We start from the raw sequence: 15,461 nt of genomic DNA, 5'->3' as shown, positions 1-15,461 counted from the left end.
TGGAAAATCTACTCTATTTCCAATAAACTAAAGATATACAATCTACGGATAAGAGGAGATATATACGCAAATGATCAGAGTAGAGCAGTTGGCGAAGACGGTTGGTGCGGACAAGGTTTCTGTGTTAAAAGAGATTAGCTTTGATATGCAGCAAGGGGAGTTTATCAGCGTTGTCGGCAGTAGTGGAAGCGGTAAAAGCACATTGCTTCGACTTTTGGCTCTAAAAGAAAGTTGGGACAAAGGTAAATTTCTAGTACATGGTACTGATATTTTCCAAGCTGGTTATGCTGGTAAAAAACAAATCAAACGCGAATGGGCATATCTGGAACAAAACCCAGAACTGTCTACAAACCGAACGGTACTGAAGAATGTACTTATCGGCCGAGCAGGTCAAACACCGTGGTGGCGAATGCTCACAGGAATGGTTCGTTCCGATGATTATATGGGTGCGATGGACATTATTGAAAGTGTAGGGCTCCTAGACAAAGCTCATATGAAAGCTGGGCAGCTTAGTGGGGGAGAAAGACAACGTGTAGCGATAGCACGAGCATTAGCACATGGTGCCAAAGTGATCCTAGCAGATGAACCTGTTATCGGTCTTGATCCGAAATCGGCAGACAGTGTGCTCGAGAACTTCAAGAAGCTTTGTCAGGAAGAGAATGTAACGGTAATTACCGTGCTGCCTATTGAACTGGCTGAGCGTCATGCAACTCGAATTTGGGGACTTGCCGAAGGCAGACTTGCTTTTGATATTCGAGGTAGACGACTTACATTACATGAAAAAAATAAGATTTAATGAATGAAGAGAGTGATCCGGTGTTAATCACAAAAAACATACAGAAACTTTTCTTTCTAGGTGCCTTGCTGCTTCTTGTGTTGCTGCTTGGCGGTTGTGGGAATGGAATGGATTCTTTTAATGATCCGAAATCACTCATGAAGACTCCGCAAATGACGACCGAACGAGAGAATTTACTTAGTGTCATTCAGGGGGAACTTCCTGAAGGATCTACCATTACTCAGCCCAGAGAGATGTCGAATAAAATTATACAAAAAGATTTAAATAATGATGGCGTGATGGAAGCCGTTGTTTTCTATGACTTGCCCGACGATCCTGAGATCAAGATTCGAGGAATGTTGCTTGAGAAGCAGGGAGACACTTGGGTCAAAAAACTGACTTTCGACGGTATTGGTTCTGTCCTGAATTCTTTCCGGGTTCAAGAAATTACGGGAGATGCGGGACTCGAAATTGTTGCAGGTTTCTCTAGCGGCGTTGAGCAGAACGCTCAAAACTGGCTGGTCTCTTATTCTTATAAGGGTGGTACCTTGCAGAAAATACTCGAGATGCCATACACAAAATACGTAATTACGGATGAATTCCGTAACCCCATGGATATGAATGGTGATGGTATTAATGACCTCACAATAATGAATATTTTGCCGACGACAGGACAAGGGACTATTACGGTATACCAATATAATGATGGTAGTTTTGAACCGATTGATAAATTGACGATTGATACAAGGATGCGAGATTTTTACAACGTGTCCGCTGGAAAAATTTCTCAAGATAAGACTGGGATTGTGCTGGATATTGCACTAGATGCCTCAAACTCATATTCCAACTTGATCTATATGGAGAATAATCAGCTTGTTGAAGCTTTCAAAGGGACGGATATTACGTTTAAGCCTAGACGGATTCTAAGTGAAGATATTAATAATGACGGGATCATCGAATTTGGTTTACTCGAAGAACCGCCAGGCTGGGAGCATTTTGTAGATAACGAGAAACTTTATTTCTATTCTTTCTATCAGTGGGATGGCAAGGATGATCTTAAATTTGTGATGCAGCAATATCGCGATGATCAGGATCGTTTCTATTTCAACTTAAAACCTGAACAGCATGGGAATGTTACACTAGATACGAAATCTGTTAAGGACAAGTACCTGCGCTTTAAACTTACGGATACGGATGAAACAGTAGCTGAAATTCAGTTCTTCTCACTCGACAGCTGGGAACGGGTAAAAGATGAATGGAAACAGATTGTTCGCTCCAGTAATCAGGTAATCGGATACCGATTGCCGAAGCAAGTTGGGCAAATTGCACCAGGGGGTAAGGTAAAGAATGATCCGGAACAGGAAGGAATGATTATGGAATGAGTAAAGTATTAATCATGGAAGACGAAGAATCAATCCGTAGTTTTATTGTGCTTAATTTGAAAAGAAATGGATTTGATGTGCTCGAAGCAGCTGACGGTTTTGAAGCTATGAAAATTATTAACGCCGTAAATGATATAGATATTGCGTTGCTTGACGTTATGGTACCGGGGATTGATGGTTTTGAAGTGTGCCGTCGTATCCGGGAAACGAATGAACGGATTGGCATTATCTTTTTGACAGCGAAAGTACAGGAGCAAGATAAGGTATATGCACTTTCTGTGGGGGCTGACGATCATGTAAGCAAGCCTTTCAGCCCTACAGAGCTGATTGCCCGTATTCAGTCTTTGCTTCGTAGGGTCAATGTACACCGCGAAACAGCTGCAAAAGTTACTTTTGAATCAGGACCGTTTGCGCTTGATCTAATTTCCAAACAGTTCAAGAGAAATGGCCAGGCGATTGAATTGACACCAACAGAGTTCTCTCTCGTGCAGTTCTTTCTAGAAAAAGAAAATACTCCACTCAGCCGGGACGTACTGCTAGACCATGTCTGGGGGAAAGAATATATGGGTGATCCCAAAATTGTAGACGTGAATATCAGACGTCTTCGACAAAAAATTGAAGACAATCCTTCTGAACCGGAATATCTCCAAACGGTTTGGGGACATGGCTACAAATGGAAAGGTAGAGCTTAATGATGAAAGGCATTCGCAGGCAAATCGTTCTGCAGTATTTTATTCTTGTTCTGCTTGCGCTGCTTTTGATTGAATCCATTTTTCTGGTTGCAATGCAGAAGTACTACTATGACAGTATCTATAACTATATAGAGTCTAACTCGAAGAATGTAATCAGGTACTACAACTCTTCCTTTATTGACAGTAGTAATGAGAGCTCGTTCATTTCAAACCTGATGTATTATCTTAAACTCGAAAATACATCACTTGAAATTTTGGATACAGAAGGGCGGGTTCTGGCCCTTTCATCTGGGTTCGAATCGGACCGTGTAGTTCAGACAAGTGATGTTCCCCAAGCTCTTAAAGGCAGTACAGGACGCTGGATCGGGAAAGACGCGATAACTGGCGAATCTGTTATGGCTGTATCTACCAAAATTGATTATGGAAATGACAACGTTTATATTGCTCGTTACGTGACAAGTATGGAGCGAGTGAATGACGCATTGGTCGATATACTCATTTGGTCTGGACTTATTGTTGTAGGGGTTCTCGTTCTAGTCTTTACCATCAGTATTGGACTCGCTAACTCGATTGTAAGGCCTATTAATATTATTACGGCTGCCTCGGCAGAGATGGCAAAAGGTCGTTTTGACGTTCGGATTGAAGGGGACTACAAGTATGAGATAGGGGAGCTTTCTTCTACCTTGAATTATATGGCTCAAGAAATTGTGCGCAGTAATCAGGTAAAGGATGACTTCATATCGTCGATTTCTCATGAACTAAGGACACCGCTAACAAGTATTAAAGGCTGGAATGAAACGCTCGAGTCAGGTGGGTACGATCCAGAGGAAACACGGATGGGACTCAAAATCATTTCGAAGGAAACCAACAGGCTGATTGGACTCGTGGAAGAGTTGCTAGATTTCTCTAAATTGCAGCAAAACGAAATGAAGATGGTTAAAGGTACAGTGAGTGTTCGAGAAGTTCTTCAGGAGATTATGCTTAATGTTTGGGCTAAGGCGGAGCAAAAGCAAATTAAATTGAGACTTAATGCGGAAGAGGAAGATTATTTAATCATTGGAGATGGCAACCGATTAAAGCAAGTTTTTCTGAATGTCATTGATAATGCAATTAAATTTTCGCATATGAATACATGGATTGATATTACACTCAAACGCGAGCAAGATCAGGTGGTTGTATCTGTTCAAGACACCGGTATTGGAATTAGTGAAGAACATCTCGCTCGTGTAAGAGATCGTTTCTATCAGGTTGATCATCAGCATGGAGGGACTGGCCTTGGACTAGCGATTAGTCAGCAGCTTATCGAGCTCCATGGAGGTGTACTTTTGATGGAAAGTGAACTTGGGAATGGAACGGTAGTGACGGTGAAGCTTCCAGCTTTGATTGAGGAAGACCACTACGAAACAGATTTAGATACTCAGGAAACGTAAACGGGAGAACAGGGGAGAGACCGATGTTTCAAGACTTGAAGGTAGTACAAACAAGAGAAGAAAAGGATGGTCTTATTAGGCTTGTACAAGCGACTCCTGCTCAAACAGCAGATATTGTAGCGCTGCTTGTAGAGGCGGCGGAGTGGATGGTCGAAAATGAGCTTAAACATTGGACACCTGATTTGTTTACAGAAGATTCCGTACGTGCATATTTTAACGACCGAGATGTCTATGTGGCTTACTTTAATGAAACACCTGTTGGATTATTTACACTTCAAGGAAGCGATCCTTCGTATTGGGGCCCATTAAATGATGAAGCATTCGGTTATCTTCACCGCTTGACAGTGAGCAGATCTTATCGAAAAAGAGGTCTCAGTTTATGGATGCTTAATGCTGCGGAAGAGATCGTACTTGCTGCGGGGAAAAAGGGTCTTCGGCTAGATTGTATCACCCATAGTCCTAAACTGAATGAATTTTATCAAGGACAAGGGTTTATTCATCAGGGTGTGACGGATATGGGGGTACGCGTAGTTAATTTGTATCAAAGGTAATTACAAAACGTTAAAATAGAGGAAAAAGAGCATCCCTGTCATAGGGATGCTCTTTTTGGTTAAAGATGGTATTATGAGGATAATCCTTTTGCACGAAGGTGACCCGTTTTTTCATACACATCTTTCAACAGTCGATTAGGTCTTACTGCAGGTTTAGCAACCACCGTTTCTCCAGGACCAATGACGACAATTTCATCAACACTGCCTTTAATGATGGCACCATCTCTGACTATTGCTCCTTCACCGATAATGGCACGTTCGATGGTTACATTGCGTCCAATGCGAGCGTTAGGCATGACTACACTTTCTTTAATGGAAGAGCCTTTTCCAACTTCTACGCCGTAGAAGACGACAGATCGATCAGAGTTACCTTCCATTGCGCAAGTTTCGTGAACCATGGAATTTTTAAATAGTTGAGTTCTTGGTTTATGTGCATTCAGCTTGGTGCGGCCTTTACGTGAGTACATAGGCCAAGTTTGCAGTTCCTCTTTTGTCATATTCACTCCGTTTAATACATCCATGTGGGCATCCCACAAGGATTGAACGGTACCTACATCTTTCCAGTAGCCATCAAAGTTATACACATACAGCGGATCTTCACTATTAAGCATGGAAGGAATGATGTCCTTGCCAAAGTCATGACTAGACTCCATAGAAGCCGCATCCTCAATTAAGTGTTTTTTCAAATACTTCCAGTTAAACACATAAATACCCATGGAAGCCAGATTACTTTCCGGCTGTTCCGGTTTCTCTGCAAATTCAGTCACTCGCATCTCTTGATTTGCACTCATGACTCCAAAGCGATGTGCTTCTTTCCAAGGTACTTCCATTACTGCGATCGTAGCAAGTGCTTGTTTTTCCTCATGATATTTCAGAATTTCACGATAATCCATTTGATAAATATGATCTCCAGACAATATAAGAACATTTTCTGGATCTTGTGCTTCAATGTACTCCATATTTTTATAGATGGCATCTGCGGTTCCGCAGTACTCATCTGAACCTGTATTCCAAGAAGGAAGGAGTGATACTCCATTATCCTTAGTTGTATTTAAGTTCCAAGGTTCACCTTTACCGATATGTTGATGTAAAGAATCTGCCTCGTACTGTGTCAAAACACCTACGGTGTCAATTCCTGAATTTACACAGTTACTGAGAGGAAAATCAATTATACGATAATTACCACCGAAATGAACGGCTGGTTTCGCGATTTTAGATGTCAGTGGAGCTAATCTTTTTCCTTCTCCTCCTGCCAATAACATGGCGATGCAATCCTTTTTAGCCATTTTTTTGTTTCCCTCCCATTTGTATGTTTTCCGTGATATATACTTAAACGAAGCCCAGCACGGATGAATCACCATTTTCAGAAAATAACAAAAAATAAAAGTATTATTTTCGTGTAGCTATTTTTCATTTTCATTTTGGAGAAAATGGGGTAATAATCAATTTGAATCCATTCTATTTTAAAAAAGCAGGTGATCTCTTGATTGATAACAAATTATCCGAATCTTTTATATCTCCAGAAGATGTTTACTTATTTCATGAAGGAACGTCACATTTTAGTTATCATTTTCTCGGAGCTCATCCGGTTCAGGAAGACGGAGTATCAGGTTACCGCTTCACAGTCTGGGCACCGCATGCGTCAAAAGTAGGCCTTGCTCTCGATCGCAACGGTTATCACGGTCTGGGGGAATCGGATATATTATATAAGATACCCGATTCTGGGCTTTGGACTCGCTTTTTTCCCGGTATGGAAGAGGGAACTTTTTACAAATATCATATTGTTACACCCTATAATGAATCGTTACTGCGCGCTGATCCGTACGGGTTTCACGCAGAAGTGAGACCGAATACGGCTTCCATTACATCTAAGATTGAAGGATATAAGTGGAAGGATGCTACTTGGCGTCGTAAACAAAAGGAACTGTATCAAAAACCGCTTCATATATATGAAATGCATTTTGGAACATGGAAGCAAAAAGAGACTGGGGAATTTTATACATATGCTGAAATGCCCGAGTTATTAATCCCTTATCTGAAAGAAATGTCATACACTCATGTAGAGTTTATGCCAATTACTGAACATCCATACGACTTGTCATGGGGATACCAAAATACCGGTTATTACGCTCCAACAAGTAGGTACGGGACGCCGCATGAGTTTATGTATTTGATTGATCAGCTACATCAAGCAGGCATTGGAGTTATTTTGGACTGGGTACCGGCGCATTTTGCCAAAGATGCTCATGGACTTCGGATGTTTGATGGAACCCCGTTATTCGAATATGGCGATCCGCTTAAAGCAGAAAAACCAGGTTGGGGTACACTTAGTTTTGATTATTCCAAGCCTGAGGTCAGATCATTCCTCATTTCGAATGCAATTTATTGGATGGATATGTACCATATTGATGGTCTTCGTATTGATGCAGTTACAAGCATGCTGAAACTGGACTTCGAGAAAAAAGAAGGTCAATTCAGACTTAACGAGCGTGGTACGAACGAGAATGTGGAAGCCATTGAATTCATTAAACAATTAAACGAAACAATTTTTCATTATTATCCTGCAGCCCTTATGATGGCAGAGGAATCAAGTTCCTGGTCTCAGGTAACAAGTCCTGTGTATGCTGGAGGCCTCGGTTTTAATTACAAATGGAACATGGGTTGGATGAATGACACGCTTGAATATTTTGAGACAGATTTTACTGAACGTCCTGACAAACATAATTTATTAACCTTCCCGATGGTCTACGCTTATAACGAAAATCATCTACTTCCTTTATCACATGATGAAGTAGTACATGGGAAAAAATCGCTACTTGATAAAATGCCAGGCAGTTATGATCAAAAATTTGCTGGGCTGCGAGCGCTATTGGGATATTTCATGACTTCACCCGGTAAAAAATTACTGTTTATGGGCGGTGAATTCGGTCAATTCATCGAATGGAAGGATGAAGAACCATTAGATTGGTTCTTACTAGACTATGAAAGCCATCGTAAGCTCCTCCATTTTTCCAAGACACTGAATGAGTTTTATTTACAGGAAAAAGGATTATGGGAACTTGATCATAGTAGGGATGGATTTGAATGGATCACTGCCGATGACCGTTCTCAAAGCGTACTTTCTTATGTAAGAAAAGGGAATAAACCCAGTGATTCACTGATCGTACTCATCAATTTACAGCCAGTAACTCGTACCGATTATAGAGTAGGTGTCTATCGTCCTGGCTCATATATAGAGGTTCTTAACAGTGATCATATGGATTTTGGCGGACAAGGTCTCCTAAATGGAGAACTTCGCACCGAGAAGATCGATTTACATGGGCAGCCTAATAGTTTAGCCGTCACTTTACCTCCTTTAAGTGTCGTCATTTTAAAGAAGACGCCCAGAGGTAAAACTGGAACTACAACAAAGGATAAGCCAGCCTTGAAAACTTCCGCAAAAGAACCAAGGAAGAAAACAGAGGCTGCGATGGACATGAAGGTAAAACCTAAAAAACAAACAAAAAAGAAAGTGAAAGAGGACGTACCGTCCTTATAGAATGGAAATCACATACAATCAGGTTAGACATAATGAAGGAGGAAGCAGTAATGAATGTACTATTCGTCGCAGCAGAAGGTCATCCATTTATAAAAACGGGAGGACTTGCCGATGTAATCGGTGCTCTGCCCCAGGCTTTAACTAAAGATGTAGATGTTCGTGTCATTTTACCCAAATACAAAGGTATACCTGAACGGTATAAAGAAAAAATGGAACCCATAGAAGTTACAGATGTCTATGTGGGCTGGCGCAAGCAATATTGCGGAGTGGAGCAACTCGTTCATCAAGGTGTAACTTTTTATTTCATTGATAATGAGTACTATTTTGGAAGAGATGGTATTTACGGTTACTCAGATGATGGTGAACGATTTGCTTTCTTTAATCGCGCGGTACTCGAGGTTATCCCTCTTCTGGATTTTAATCCAGAAGTTATTCATTGCCATGATTGGCATACAGCGATGATCCCACTGCTGAAAAAGGCTCATTTTGACCACATCGCTGCCTATCAGTCCATCAAAACTGTATTTACGATCCATAATTTACTCTACCAAGGGATATTCCCCTATGAGGTACATAGCGATCTGCTTGCACTGGATAGTCGTTACTTCACCTCCGATGGCGTAGAATACTACGGTAATCTGAACTTCATGAAAGCGGGTCTGGTCTACTCTGATCATGTCACCACCGTTAGCCCAACCTATGCAGAAGAGATCAAAACATCTCATTACGGATATGGTCTAGATGGTCTTTTACGCTCCATCGACGGTCGCCTGACAGGGATTGTTAATGGTATTGACACGGACAGTTACAATCCAGAAACGGATGAGGAGATAACTGCAACGTATAGTAAGCAACAGCTTGAACAGAAAGCTCTAAATAAGATCGCTCTTCAAAAGGAACTGGGATTACCTGTTCGTCCTGATGTGCCTGTCATTGCAATGGTTACCCGTCTCGTGGAATCAAAAGGTCTTGACCTTGTATCCAGAGTGCTCGATGAATTATTGTATTACGATGATATTCAGTTTATTCTTCTTGGAACAGGAGAAGAATCTTACGAGCATTGGTTCCGGGAAGCTGAAAAACGTTATCCATTAAAAATGTCGGCACAGATTCGCTTCAATGAAGGGTTGTCGAGAAGGTTCTATGCTGGAAGCGATATGTTCCTCATGCCTTCCCAATTTGAACCATGTGGCATTAGTCAATTACTCGCTTTGCAATATGGAAGTATTCCGATTGTAAGAGAGACGGGTGGGCTTAATGATACCGTTCAAGCTTATAATGAAGTGTCTGGTGAAGGGACTGGATTTACTTTCACAAACTATAATGCTCATGACATGCTCCATACGATTCGACGTGCAGAATCATTTTTTACACAAGAAGAACATTGGAACAAAATTAGGAATAATGCAATGAGCGGCGACTATAGCTGGGAAGTGTCAGCGAGAGCTTATCTCGATATCTATGAAACAATAACAGAGCAGAATTAAAGTGAATGGGATAAATAAAAACAGGGTTTTGCCACTTGGCAAAACCCTGTTTTTTGTATGTTTTTCTTTTCTAGAAGAAAGGGAATTGTAATTATTGATTAAGCATTACGTTGAAATTCTGCCTGAATGGAAGCGAGAAGTTCAGGTTGAGTAATGACGTCATAAGCAGTGCCAGCCAGCGCTTTGGCGCCTAGGATCATTCCATCAAGTGCTTGTTCTTTCATCGCAAGATCTCTGAACTCGATGGAGTGGAGCGCATGTTTTTCATTAATAATTTTGATGTATGGATGGATTGCGGGAACACGTAAAGAGACATTACCCATGTCCATGGATCCATGATCGTTACCTGTCACAATTTCTTCTTCTGCAATGCCAAGTTCAACGAGGTTAGATGAAAAAACGTCAGATAAAGTTTCATTCGTATACATCTCATCATATGAAGTTTCATAATTAGAGGTTGTGAGTTTACAACCAGTTTGGAGGGCTGATCCTTCCGCAATCTGAATCACACGCTCTGTCAATACATTGAGTTCCTTACGTGTAGCAGCTCGCACATAAAATTGTGCGGAGGCATAGTCAGGAATGATGTTAGCTGCCTCTCCGCCATGGTTAATGACACCATGGATGCGAACTGAGCTTTTCACTTGCTGACGGAAAGCATTGATGCCATTAAACGTTTGAATTACGGCGTCAAGTGCATTAATGCCTTCATGAGGGCTTGCAGCAGCATGAGAAGATTTACCAAAAAACTCAAATTGGATAGCATCGATGGCAAGCGATTGACCTGATTTTTCATACGCATAAAACGGGTGAGTCATCATCGCGACATCACAGTCATCAAATAGTCCAGCTGTAGCCATCGGGACTTTCGCACCCCGTGTTTCTTCAGCAGGCGTCCCGAATACTTTAATTGTTCCGCCAATCGTATCAATAACCGATTTCAGGCCAACTGCTGCACCCAGACCCATCATACAGATCAGGTGGTGTCCACATGCATGTCCAATTTCCGGTAAAGCGTCATATTCACATAACAAGGCAACTTTCAGACCTGGTTTGGAAGAGCTATAAGTACCAATAAATGCAGTGTCAAGACCGAGTACAGGTGCCTCTACTTCAAATCCGTGATAGATTAGTTCTTCTTTTAATCTTTTTGAAGCAAGATATTCTTCGTTTCCAAGCTCGGGATTTGCTCCAATATATAATGAAATCTCTTTAAAACGGGAACTATACTGATCGATGGTGGCGTTTATGGTTTGTTTGTTCAAAATTAGACTCTCCCTTGATTTGTAGTTTACAGATGCACTGTTGTATCGAAAGAATATATACATTATAGCACCAGCATCTAAAATCGTCTTGTTATTCAAGCTCATCAACAGAAAACTATGAAAATATAAAGAAATTTCATTGCATATTCATACATTTTCACTTATAATAGTCCAATCTTATAAAAAAATTCATGATCTATCGTCAGCTAAGGAGAGACAGAAGTTGAAAAAAACAGTTCGGTTACTTATGTTTTTAATGTGTATATTCTTGCTGCTTCCAGTAGGAATGTCTTCGGTTTATGCTACGGATGCTGTAGACAACAGTAAGAAGACGCTGGTTCTTGGGACTAGCGCGGATTTCCCACCTTATGAGTTTCACAAAACAATTGATGGTAAAGATCAAATTGTCGGTTTTGACATTGAAATAGCGAAAGCAATTGCTAAGAAAATGGACGCAGAACTTGTCATTGAAGATATGGGATTTGACAGTATGCTGCCTGCACTTCAGAGCGGACGTGTTGACCTCGTTATATCGGGAATGACTCCTACAGAAGAACGCCGTCAAAGTATCGATTTCTCTGATCCTTATTATAAAGCAAGGCAAGTTGTCTTGGTTCGAAGTGAAGATTCAGATAAGTATCAGACGATGACTGACCTTGAAGGAACGACAATTGGCGTTCAGAAGGGTTCAATCCAAGAGGAAATTGCCCTAGGAGTTAAGAATGCAAGTCTGGTATCGCTGGACAAAATCGGAGATATCGTACTTCAGCTGGAAACGAAACGTGTTGATGCTCTAATTGTTGAAGATACGGTTGCCAAAGGTTATTTAAACGATAAGATTGTTCTATCGGACGCAGTCCCTATGGATTCCGAATCGGAAGCTGCCATCGGTGTGGCTAAGGGAAATACGGAATTATTAAATGTAATCAATGCCACTTTGGCTGAATTAAAACAAGACGATGGAATTACCAAAATGGTTGAGGAAGCCAGCTTCCTTGCTTCTGGTAATGCTCCTGATAAGGACAGAAATATATTCGATATTGCTTATGAATATCGCCATTATTATGCTAAGGGAATTGGGTATACGCTTATGTTATCCGCCCTTGGGGTTATCTTTGGTTTTCTCATTGGCTTAATCATTACATTAATTCGCATGTCGGGAATGAGAGTACTCAGATGGATCGGTACGGCTTATGTTGAGGTGTTACGTGGTACACCAATGCTTGTACAGCTGATGATTATTCATTATGGTCTTGCGCTCGTATTCGGTGTTAACTTGTCACCACTGCAATCCGGTGTCATCACGCTTTCCATTAACAGCTCAGCTTATTTAGCTGAAATATTTAGAGCAGGGATTCAAGGTGTGGATAAGGGTCAGATGGAAGCTGCACGTTCACTAGGGATGACACGCAGTGCTGCGCTTCGGCACATCATTCTTCCTCAAGCTTTGAAGACGGTACTGCCTGCGATCGGTAACGAGTTTATTACGATTATTAAAGAATCTTCTATTATCTCGGTTATCGGTATGGCTGACATTATGTATCAAGCGAATGCCATCAGAAACATTACTTATGAAGGTTTGAGCCCTTACATTATTGCTGCTGCGATTTATTTCATTCTAACCTTTATGCTATCCAAGCTGTTGGGTCTATTCGAAAGGAAGTTGAGTGCTAGTGATAAGCGTTAAAAATTTGCATAAATCCTTCGGGAAACTGGAAATCCTTAAAGGAATTGATATTGAAATTGCCAAGGGAGAGGTCGTTGTTGTCATCGGTCCTTCCGGTTCAGGGAAAAGTACTTTTTTACGTTGCCTAAACCTGCTAGAAGTACCGACTGACGGCGAGATTTTATTTGAAGGAGCATCCATTACGGATCCTAAACACAATATTAATTCTACCCGTGAAAAAATGGGGATGGTGTTCCAGCACTTTAATTTATTCCCGCATAAGACGGTAGGTCAAAATATTACACTTGCTCCTACGACCGTGAAAAACTTACCTGCGCAGGAAGCACATACGATTACCGATCAACTGCTTAAAACAGTTGGGTTATCGGACAAAAAGGACATGTATCCCAATCAGCTATCTGGTGGGCAAAAGCAACGTATTGCCATTGCAAGAGCGCTTGCGATGCAGCCGCACGTAATGCTGTTTGATGAACCGACGTCAGCACTTGATCCTGAGATGGTTGGGGAAGTGCTTGATGTAATGAAAAAACTTGCTGATGGCGGAATGACAATGGTTATTGTTACTCATGAGATGGGATTTGCTCGGGAAGTCGGAGATCGAATTGTATTCATGGATGGCGGTAAAATCGTAGAAGAGGGAACACCAGAAGAAGTATTTAATAACCCTCAGCATCCACGTACAAAAGACTTTTTGAGTAAGGTGTTATAGCTCGATAATAGATGAATAAAAGGTTACAAAAATAGCTCTCCTAACATGATTTTTATTCATGTTTAGGAGAGCTATTTTTATGCACTTCACGTAACACAATAACAGATTGGTAACAATTACATGCGCACAGGTTACAAAGTTGTGATATATTATCTTCAGCTCACACGACAACAACTCAGAAGCTTCTGTTAAGAGGCTACGCAATAGGAGGCAATTATGTTTAAACTGATTAAGAAATCCACTACGGTGGCAGCAGCACTTCTAGGTGTTACCCTAATGGTACAAAGTATTCCTGTTCATGCAGAGCAAGTGTATGTAGCTAAAGAAGGAGATACTTTTTATAAACTTTCCCAAAAATACGATATTAACTTAGAAAAATTGATGAACGCTAACAAAGAAATTTCACCATACAATATTTACGAGGGATTAAAACTTACACTTCCAACTGAAAGTTCGAAGAATACGGTAAGTGCAGCCGGAAATAAGGTTATGGCAGCAAGTCTGAATGTTGACAGCAGCAACAAAGTAGTTGAAGCTTGGGGCAAAACATTTGATTACAGTAAAACAATGAATGTCAAAGCTACGGCTTACTCTTCTGACTCTGCTGAGAATGGTGGATACGGAGCAGTAGACTATTATGGTAATCCGCTGAAGCTTGGAACGATTGCTGTTGATCCAAAAGTAATTCCACTTGGAACAAAAGTACTTGTTACTGGTCATTCTCATGACGGTCTTCCTGATAAAGCATTCGTAGCTACTGCAACGGATATTGGTGGAGCGATTAAAGGAAATAAAATCGATATTTTCATTCCAGGAAGTAAAAGCTTTGTATCAAAATTTGGTATCCAGGATATCAAATTATATGTACTCAAATAGTAGCTTTTTATGAAAAGCACCTGTGTAAAACATGCCGTTTTGCACAGGTGTTTTTTTATTTTGCTTTGTCAATTCCAAGTAGTTCAGGTACTGTGACAATTTCGTATCCTTGTTTTTTTAAAGATTTAATGACTTCTGGCAAAGCTTCAATGGTTCCCTGAAGTTTTGACCCGTGCCCGCCTCCCGCATGTTGAAGCACAATGGCACCAGGTTTAATCCCGGAAAGAATGTTAGACAGCACTTGTTCTTTGTTCAAACCTTTCCAGTCCAAAGAATCCACATTCCAATTTACGATTTGATAATTGTGCGCAGCAGCCCATACCAGTTGTTCTTCCGTAATTTCACCATAAGGTGGACGAATCAGTTTGGGAATATATCCGGTGATAGGGAATATCGCTTTTTCTGTTTTTTCAATTTCTTTAACAAAAGCAGGCATCGTTATTTTATTAAAATCTGGGTGAGTAAAACTGTGATTTCCGATGACATGTCCCTCGTCATGAATTCGCTTGGCAAGTTCGGGATGATTCAGTACTCTTTGACCATTCACAAAAAAAGTAGCTTTTACCCCGTATTTCTTTAGAATATCTAGTACTTGAGGGGTGAATCTTGGATCTGGTACGTCATCAAACGTTAAAGCGACTCTTTTCACATGAGGTCCATTGGTGACGAATGTGCTTCTATATTTTTTTCGAAGCTGGCCGAGCGTAAGTTTAGATTTCGCATTCTCTTGTTTATTTGGTTGTACTTCATTAAGATCTCGTTCTTTGGAAACAGACTCAGGCATAAATAACAGACTAGATAACTGTTTACTTTCAGTTGAGAAGCTATATGTACGATTCTCATAATCCATCGCTTGTACCGGAAGAAGGAGTAAGAAGAAGCTTGTGAATACTACAAATACAACCAAAGTACAAAATATAATCCGTTTCATGTAAAATAACTCCTTACTCTGTGATTTATCAATTCGTAAACAGAAGGGCAGAATCTCACGGGTATTGGTTTGTTATTGCCTACACTTGACGAAATTATTCTCATTTCCGATGATTGGGCTAAACTGACCTATATAAAT

Annotated in this window: 13 protein-coding genes; 10 read left to right on the top strand and 3 right to left on the bottom strand. The window is 40.7% G+C overall.

Going from position 1 to position 15,461, the window contains the following annotated elements:
- The first annotated feature begins 70 nt into the window (after nucleotides 1-70).
- Genes KFT32_RS13930 through KFT32_RS13910 form a run of 5 tightly spaced genes read left to right on the top strand, consistent with a single transcriptional unit; the run spans nucleotide 71 to nucleotide 4,830 of the window.
- The gene (locus tag KFT32_RS13930) at nucleotides 71-796 is read left to right on the top strand and encodes a phosphonate ABC transporter ATP-binding protein (protein WP_211747830.1); all 726 of its coding nucleotides are present in this window, start codon (nucleotides 71-73) and stop codon (nucleotides 794-796) included.
- Nucleotides 797-816: 20 nt separating this feature from the next.
- Nucleotides 817-2,157, top strand: a complete 1,341-nt coding sequence (locus KFT32_RS13925) for a hypothetical protein (RefSeq protein ID WP_211747829.1) — start codon at nucleotides 817-819, stop codon at nucleotides 2,155-2,157.
- Nucleotides 2,154-2,849 carry a response regulator transcription factor gene (locus KFT32_RS13920; protein WP_211747828.1) on the top strand — a complete coding sequence of 232 codons (696 nt, stop codon included), beginning with the start codon at nucleotides 2,154-2,156 and terminating at the stop codon, nucleotides 2,847-2,849. The genes KFT32_RS13925 and KFT32_RS13920 overlap by 4 nt, the downstream gene beginning before the upstream one ends.
- Nucleotides 2,849-4,279, top strand: coding sequence for a sensor histidine kinase (locus KFT32_RS13915; RefSeq protein WP_211747827.1), 1,431 nt, complete (start codon nucleotides 2,849-2,851; stop codon nucleotides 4,277-4,279). Before KFT32_RS13920 ends, KFT32_RS13915 begins: the two co-directional genes overlap by 1 nt.
- A 23-nt stretch (nucleotides 4,280-4,302) precedes the next feature.
- Nucleotides 4,303-4,830 carry a GNAT family N-acetyltransferase gene (locus KFT32_RS13910; protein ID WP_211747826.1) on the top strand — a complete coding sequence of 176 codons (528 nt, stop codon included), beginning with the start codon at nucleotides 4,303-4,305 and terminating at the stop codon, nucleotides 4,828-4,830.
- A 71-nt stretch (nucleotides 4,831-4,901) separates the two neighbouring features.
- Here the strand turns inward: KFT32_RS13910 and KFT32_RS13905 are convergent, their stop codons facing one another.
- Entirely contained in the window at nucleotides 4,902-6,116 is a 1,215-nt protein-coding gene (locus KFT32_RS13905) for a glucose-1-phosphate adenylyltransferase (protein WP_211747825.1), read from the bottom strand.
- A 200-nt stretch (nucleotides 6,117-6,316) separates the two neighbouring features.
- Here KFT32_RS13905 and glgB point away from each other — a divergent pair, with 200 nt between their 5' ends.
- Nucleotides 6,317-8,368, top strand: coding sequence for a 1,4-alpha-glucan branching protein GlgB (gene glgB / locus KFT32_RS13900; RefSeq protein WP_349304911.1), 2,052 nt, complete (start codon nucleotides 6,317-6,319; stop codon nucleotides 8,366-8,368).
- Between the two features lie 50 nt (nucleotides 8,369-8,418).
- Complete coding sequence (glgA, locus tag KFT32_RS13895; protein ID WP_211747824.1) at nucleotides 8,419-9,855, top strand: glycogen synthase GlgA; 1,437 nt, start codon at nucleotides 8,419-8,421, stop codon at nucleotides 9,853-9,855.
- Between the two features lie 98 nt (nucleotides 9,856-9,953).
- Here glgA and KFT32_RS13890 read toward each other — a convergent pair whose 3' ends face one another.
- A complete protein-coding gene (locus KFT32_RS13890; RefSeq protein ID WP_481856339.1) occupies nucleotides 9,954-11,123 on the bottom strand; it encodes a M20 family metallopeptidase in 1,170 nt (389 codons plus the stop codon).
- 220 nt (nucleotides 11,124-11,343) lie between these two features.
- On the opposite strand from KFT32_RS13890, the gene KFT32_RS13885 reads away from it, so the two are divergent.
- From KFT32_RS13885 to KFT32_RS13875, 3 genes are all read left to right on the top strand, one after another.
- Nucleotides 11,344-12,807 (top strand): ABC transporter substrate-binding protein/permease, encoded by a 1,464-nt coding sequence (locus KFT32_RS13885; RefSeq protein WP_481856336.1) that lies wholly within the window; start codon nucleotides 11,344-11,346, stop codon nucleotides 12,805-12,807.
- Nucleotides 12,794-13,516, top strand: a complete 723-nt coding sequence (locus KFT32_RS13880) for an amino acid ABC transporter ATP-binding protein (RefSeq protein WP_211747822.1) — start codon at nucleotides 12,794-12,796, stop codon at nucleotides 13,514-13,516. The genes KFT32_RS13885 and KFT32_RS13880 overlap by 14 nt, the downstream gene beginning before the upstream one ends.
- A 216-nt stretch (nucleotides 13,517-13,732) precedes the next feature.
- Nucleotides 13,733-14,392 (top strand): 3D domain-containing protein, encoded by a 660-nt coding sequence (locus KFT32_RS13875; RefSeq protein ID WP_211747821.1) that lies wholly within the window; start codon nucleotides 13,733-13,735, stop codon nucleotides 14,390-14,392.
- 55 nt (nucleotides 14,393-14,447) lie between these two features.
- On the opposite strand, the gene KFT32_RS13870 is transcribed toward KFT32_RS13875, so the two are convergent.
- Nucleotides 14,448-15,323, bottom strand: coding sequence for a polysaccharide deacetylase family protein (locus tag KFT32_RS13870; protein ID WP_249435886.1), 876 nt, complete (start codon nucleotides 15,321-15,323; stop codon nucleotides 14,448-14,450).
- Nucleotides 15,324-15,461: the final 138 nt, after the last annotated feature.

This window comes from Paenibacillus sp. Marseille-Q4541 (assembly GCF_018310695.1).
Taxonomy (GTDB): Bacteria; Bacillota; Bacilli; order Paenibacillales; family Paenibacillaceae; genus Paenibacillus.
This window is presented reverse-complemented; position numbering and strand designations above follow the sequence as displayed.

Coding starts and splice junctions, on each gene's coding strand:
- KFT32_RS13930 (WP_211747830.1), top strand. CDS start 71: ATGATCAGAGTAGAGCAGTTGGCGAAGACGGTTGGTGCGGACAAGGTT.
- KFT32_RS13920 (WP_211747828.1), top strand. CDS start 2,154: ATGAGTAAAGTATTAATCATGGAAGACGAAGAATCAATCCGTAGTTTT.
- KFT32_RS13915 (WP_211747827.1), top strand. CDS start 2,849: ATGATGAAAGGCATTCGCAGGCAAATCGTTCTGCAGTATTTTATTCTT.
- KFT32_RS13910 (WP_211747826.1), top strand. CDS start 4,303: ATGTTTCAAGACTTGAAGGTAGTACAAACAAGAGAAGAAAAGGATGGT.
- KFT32_RS13905 (WP_211747825.1), bottom strand. CDS start 6,116: ATGGCTAAAAAGGATTGCATCGCCATGTTATTGGCAGGAGGAGAAGGA.
- glgA (WP_211747824.1), top strand. CDS start 8,419: ATGAATGTACTATTCGTCGCAGCAGAAGGTCATCCATTTATAAAAACG.
- KFT32_RS13875 (WP_211747821.1), top strand. CDS start 13,733: ATGTTTAAACTGATTAAGAAATCCACTACGGTGGCAGCAGCACTTCTA.
- KFT32_RS13870 (WP_249435886.1), bottom strand. CDS start 15,323: ATGAAACGGATTATATTTTGTACTTTGGTTGTATTTGTAGTATTCACA.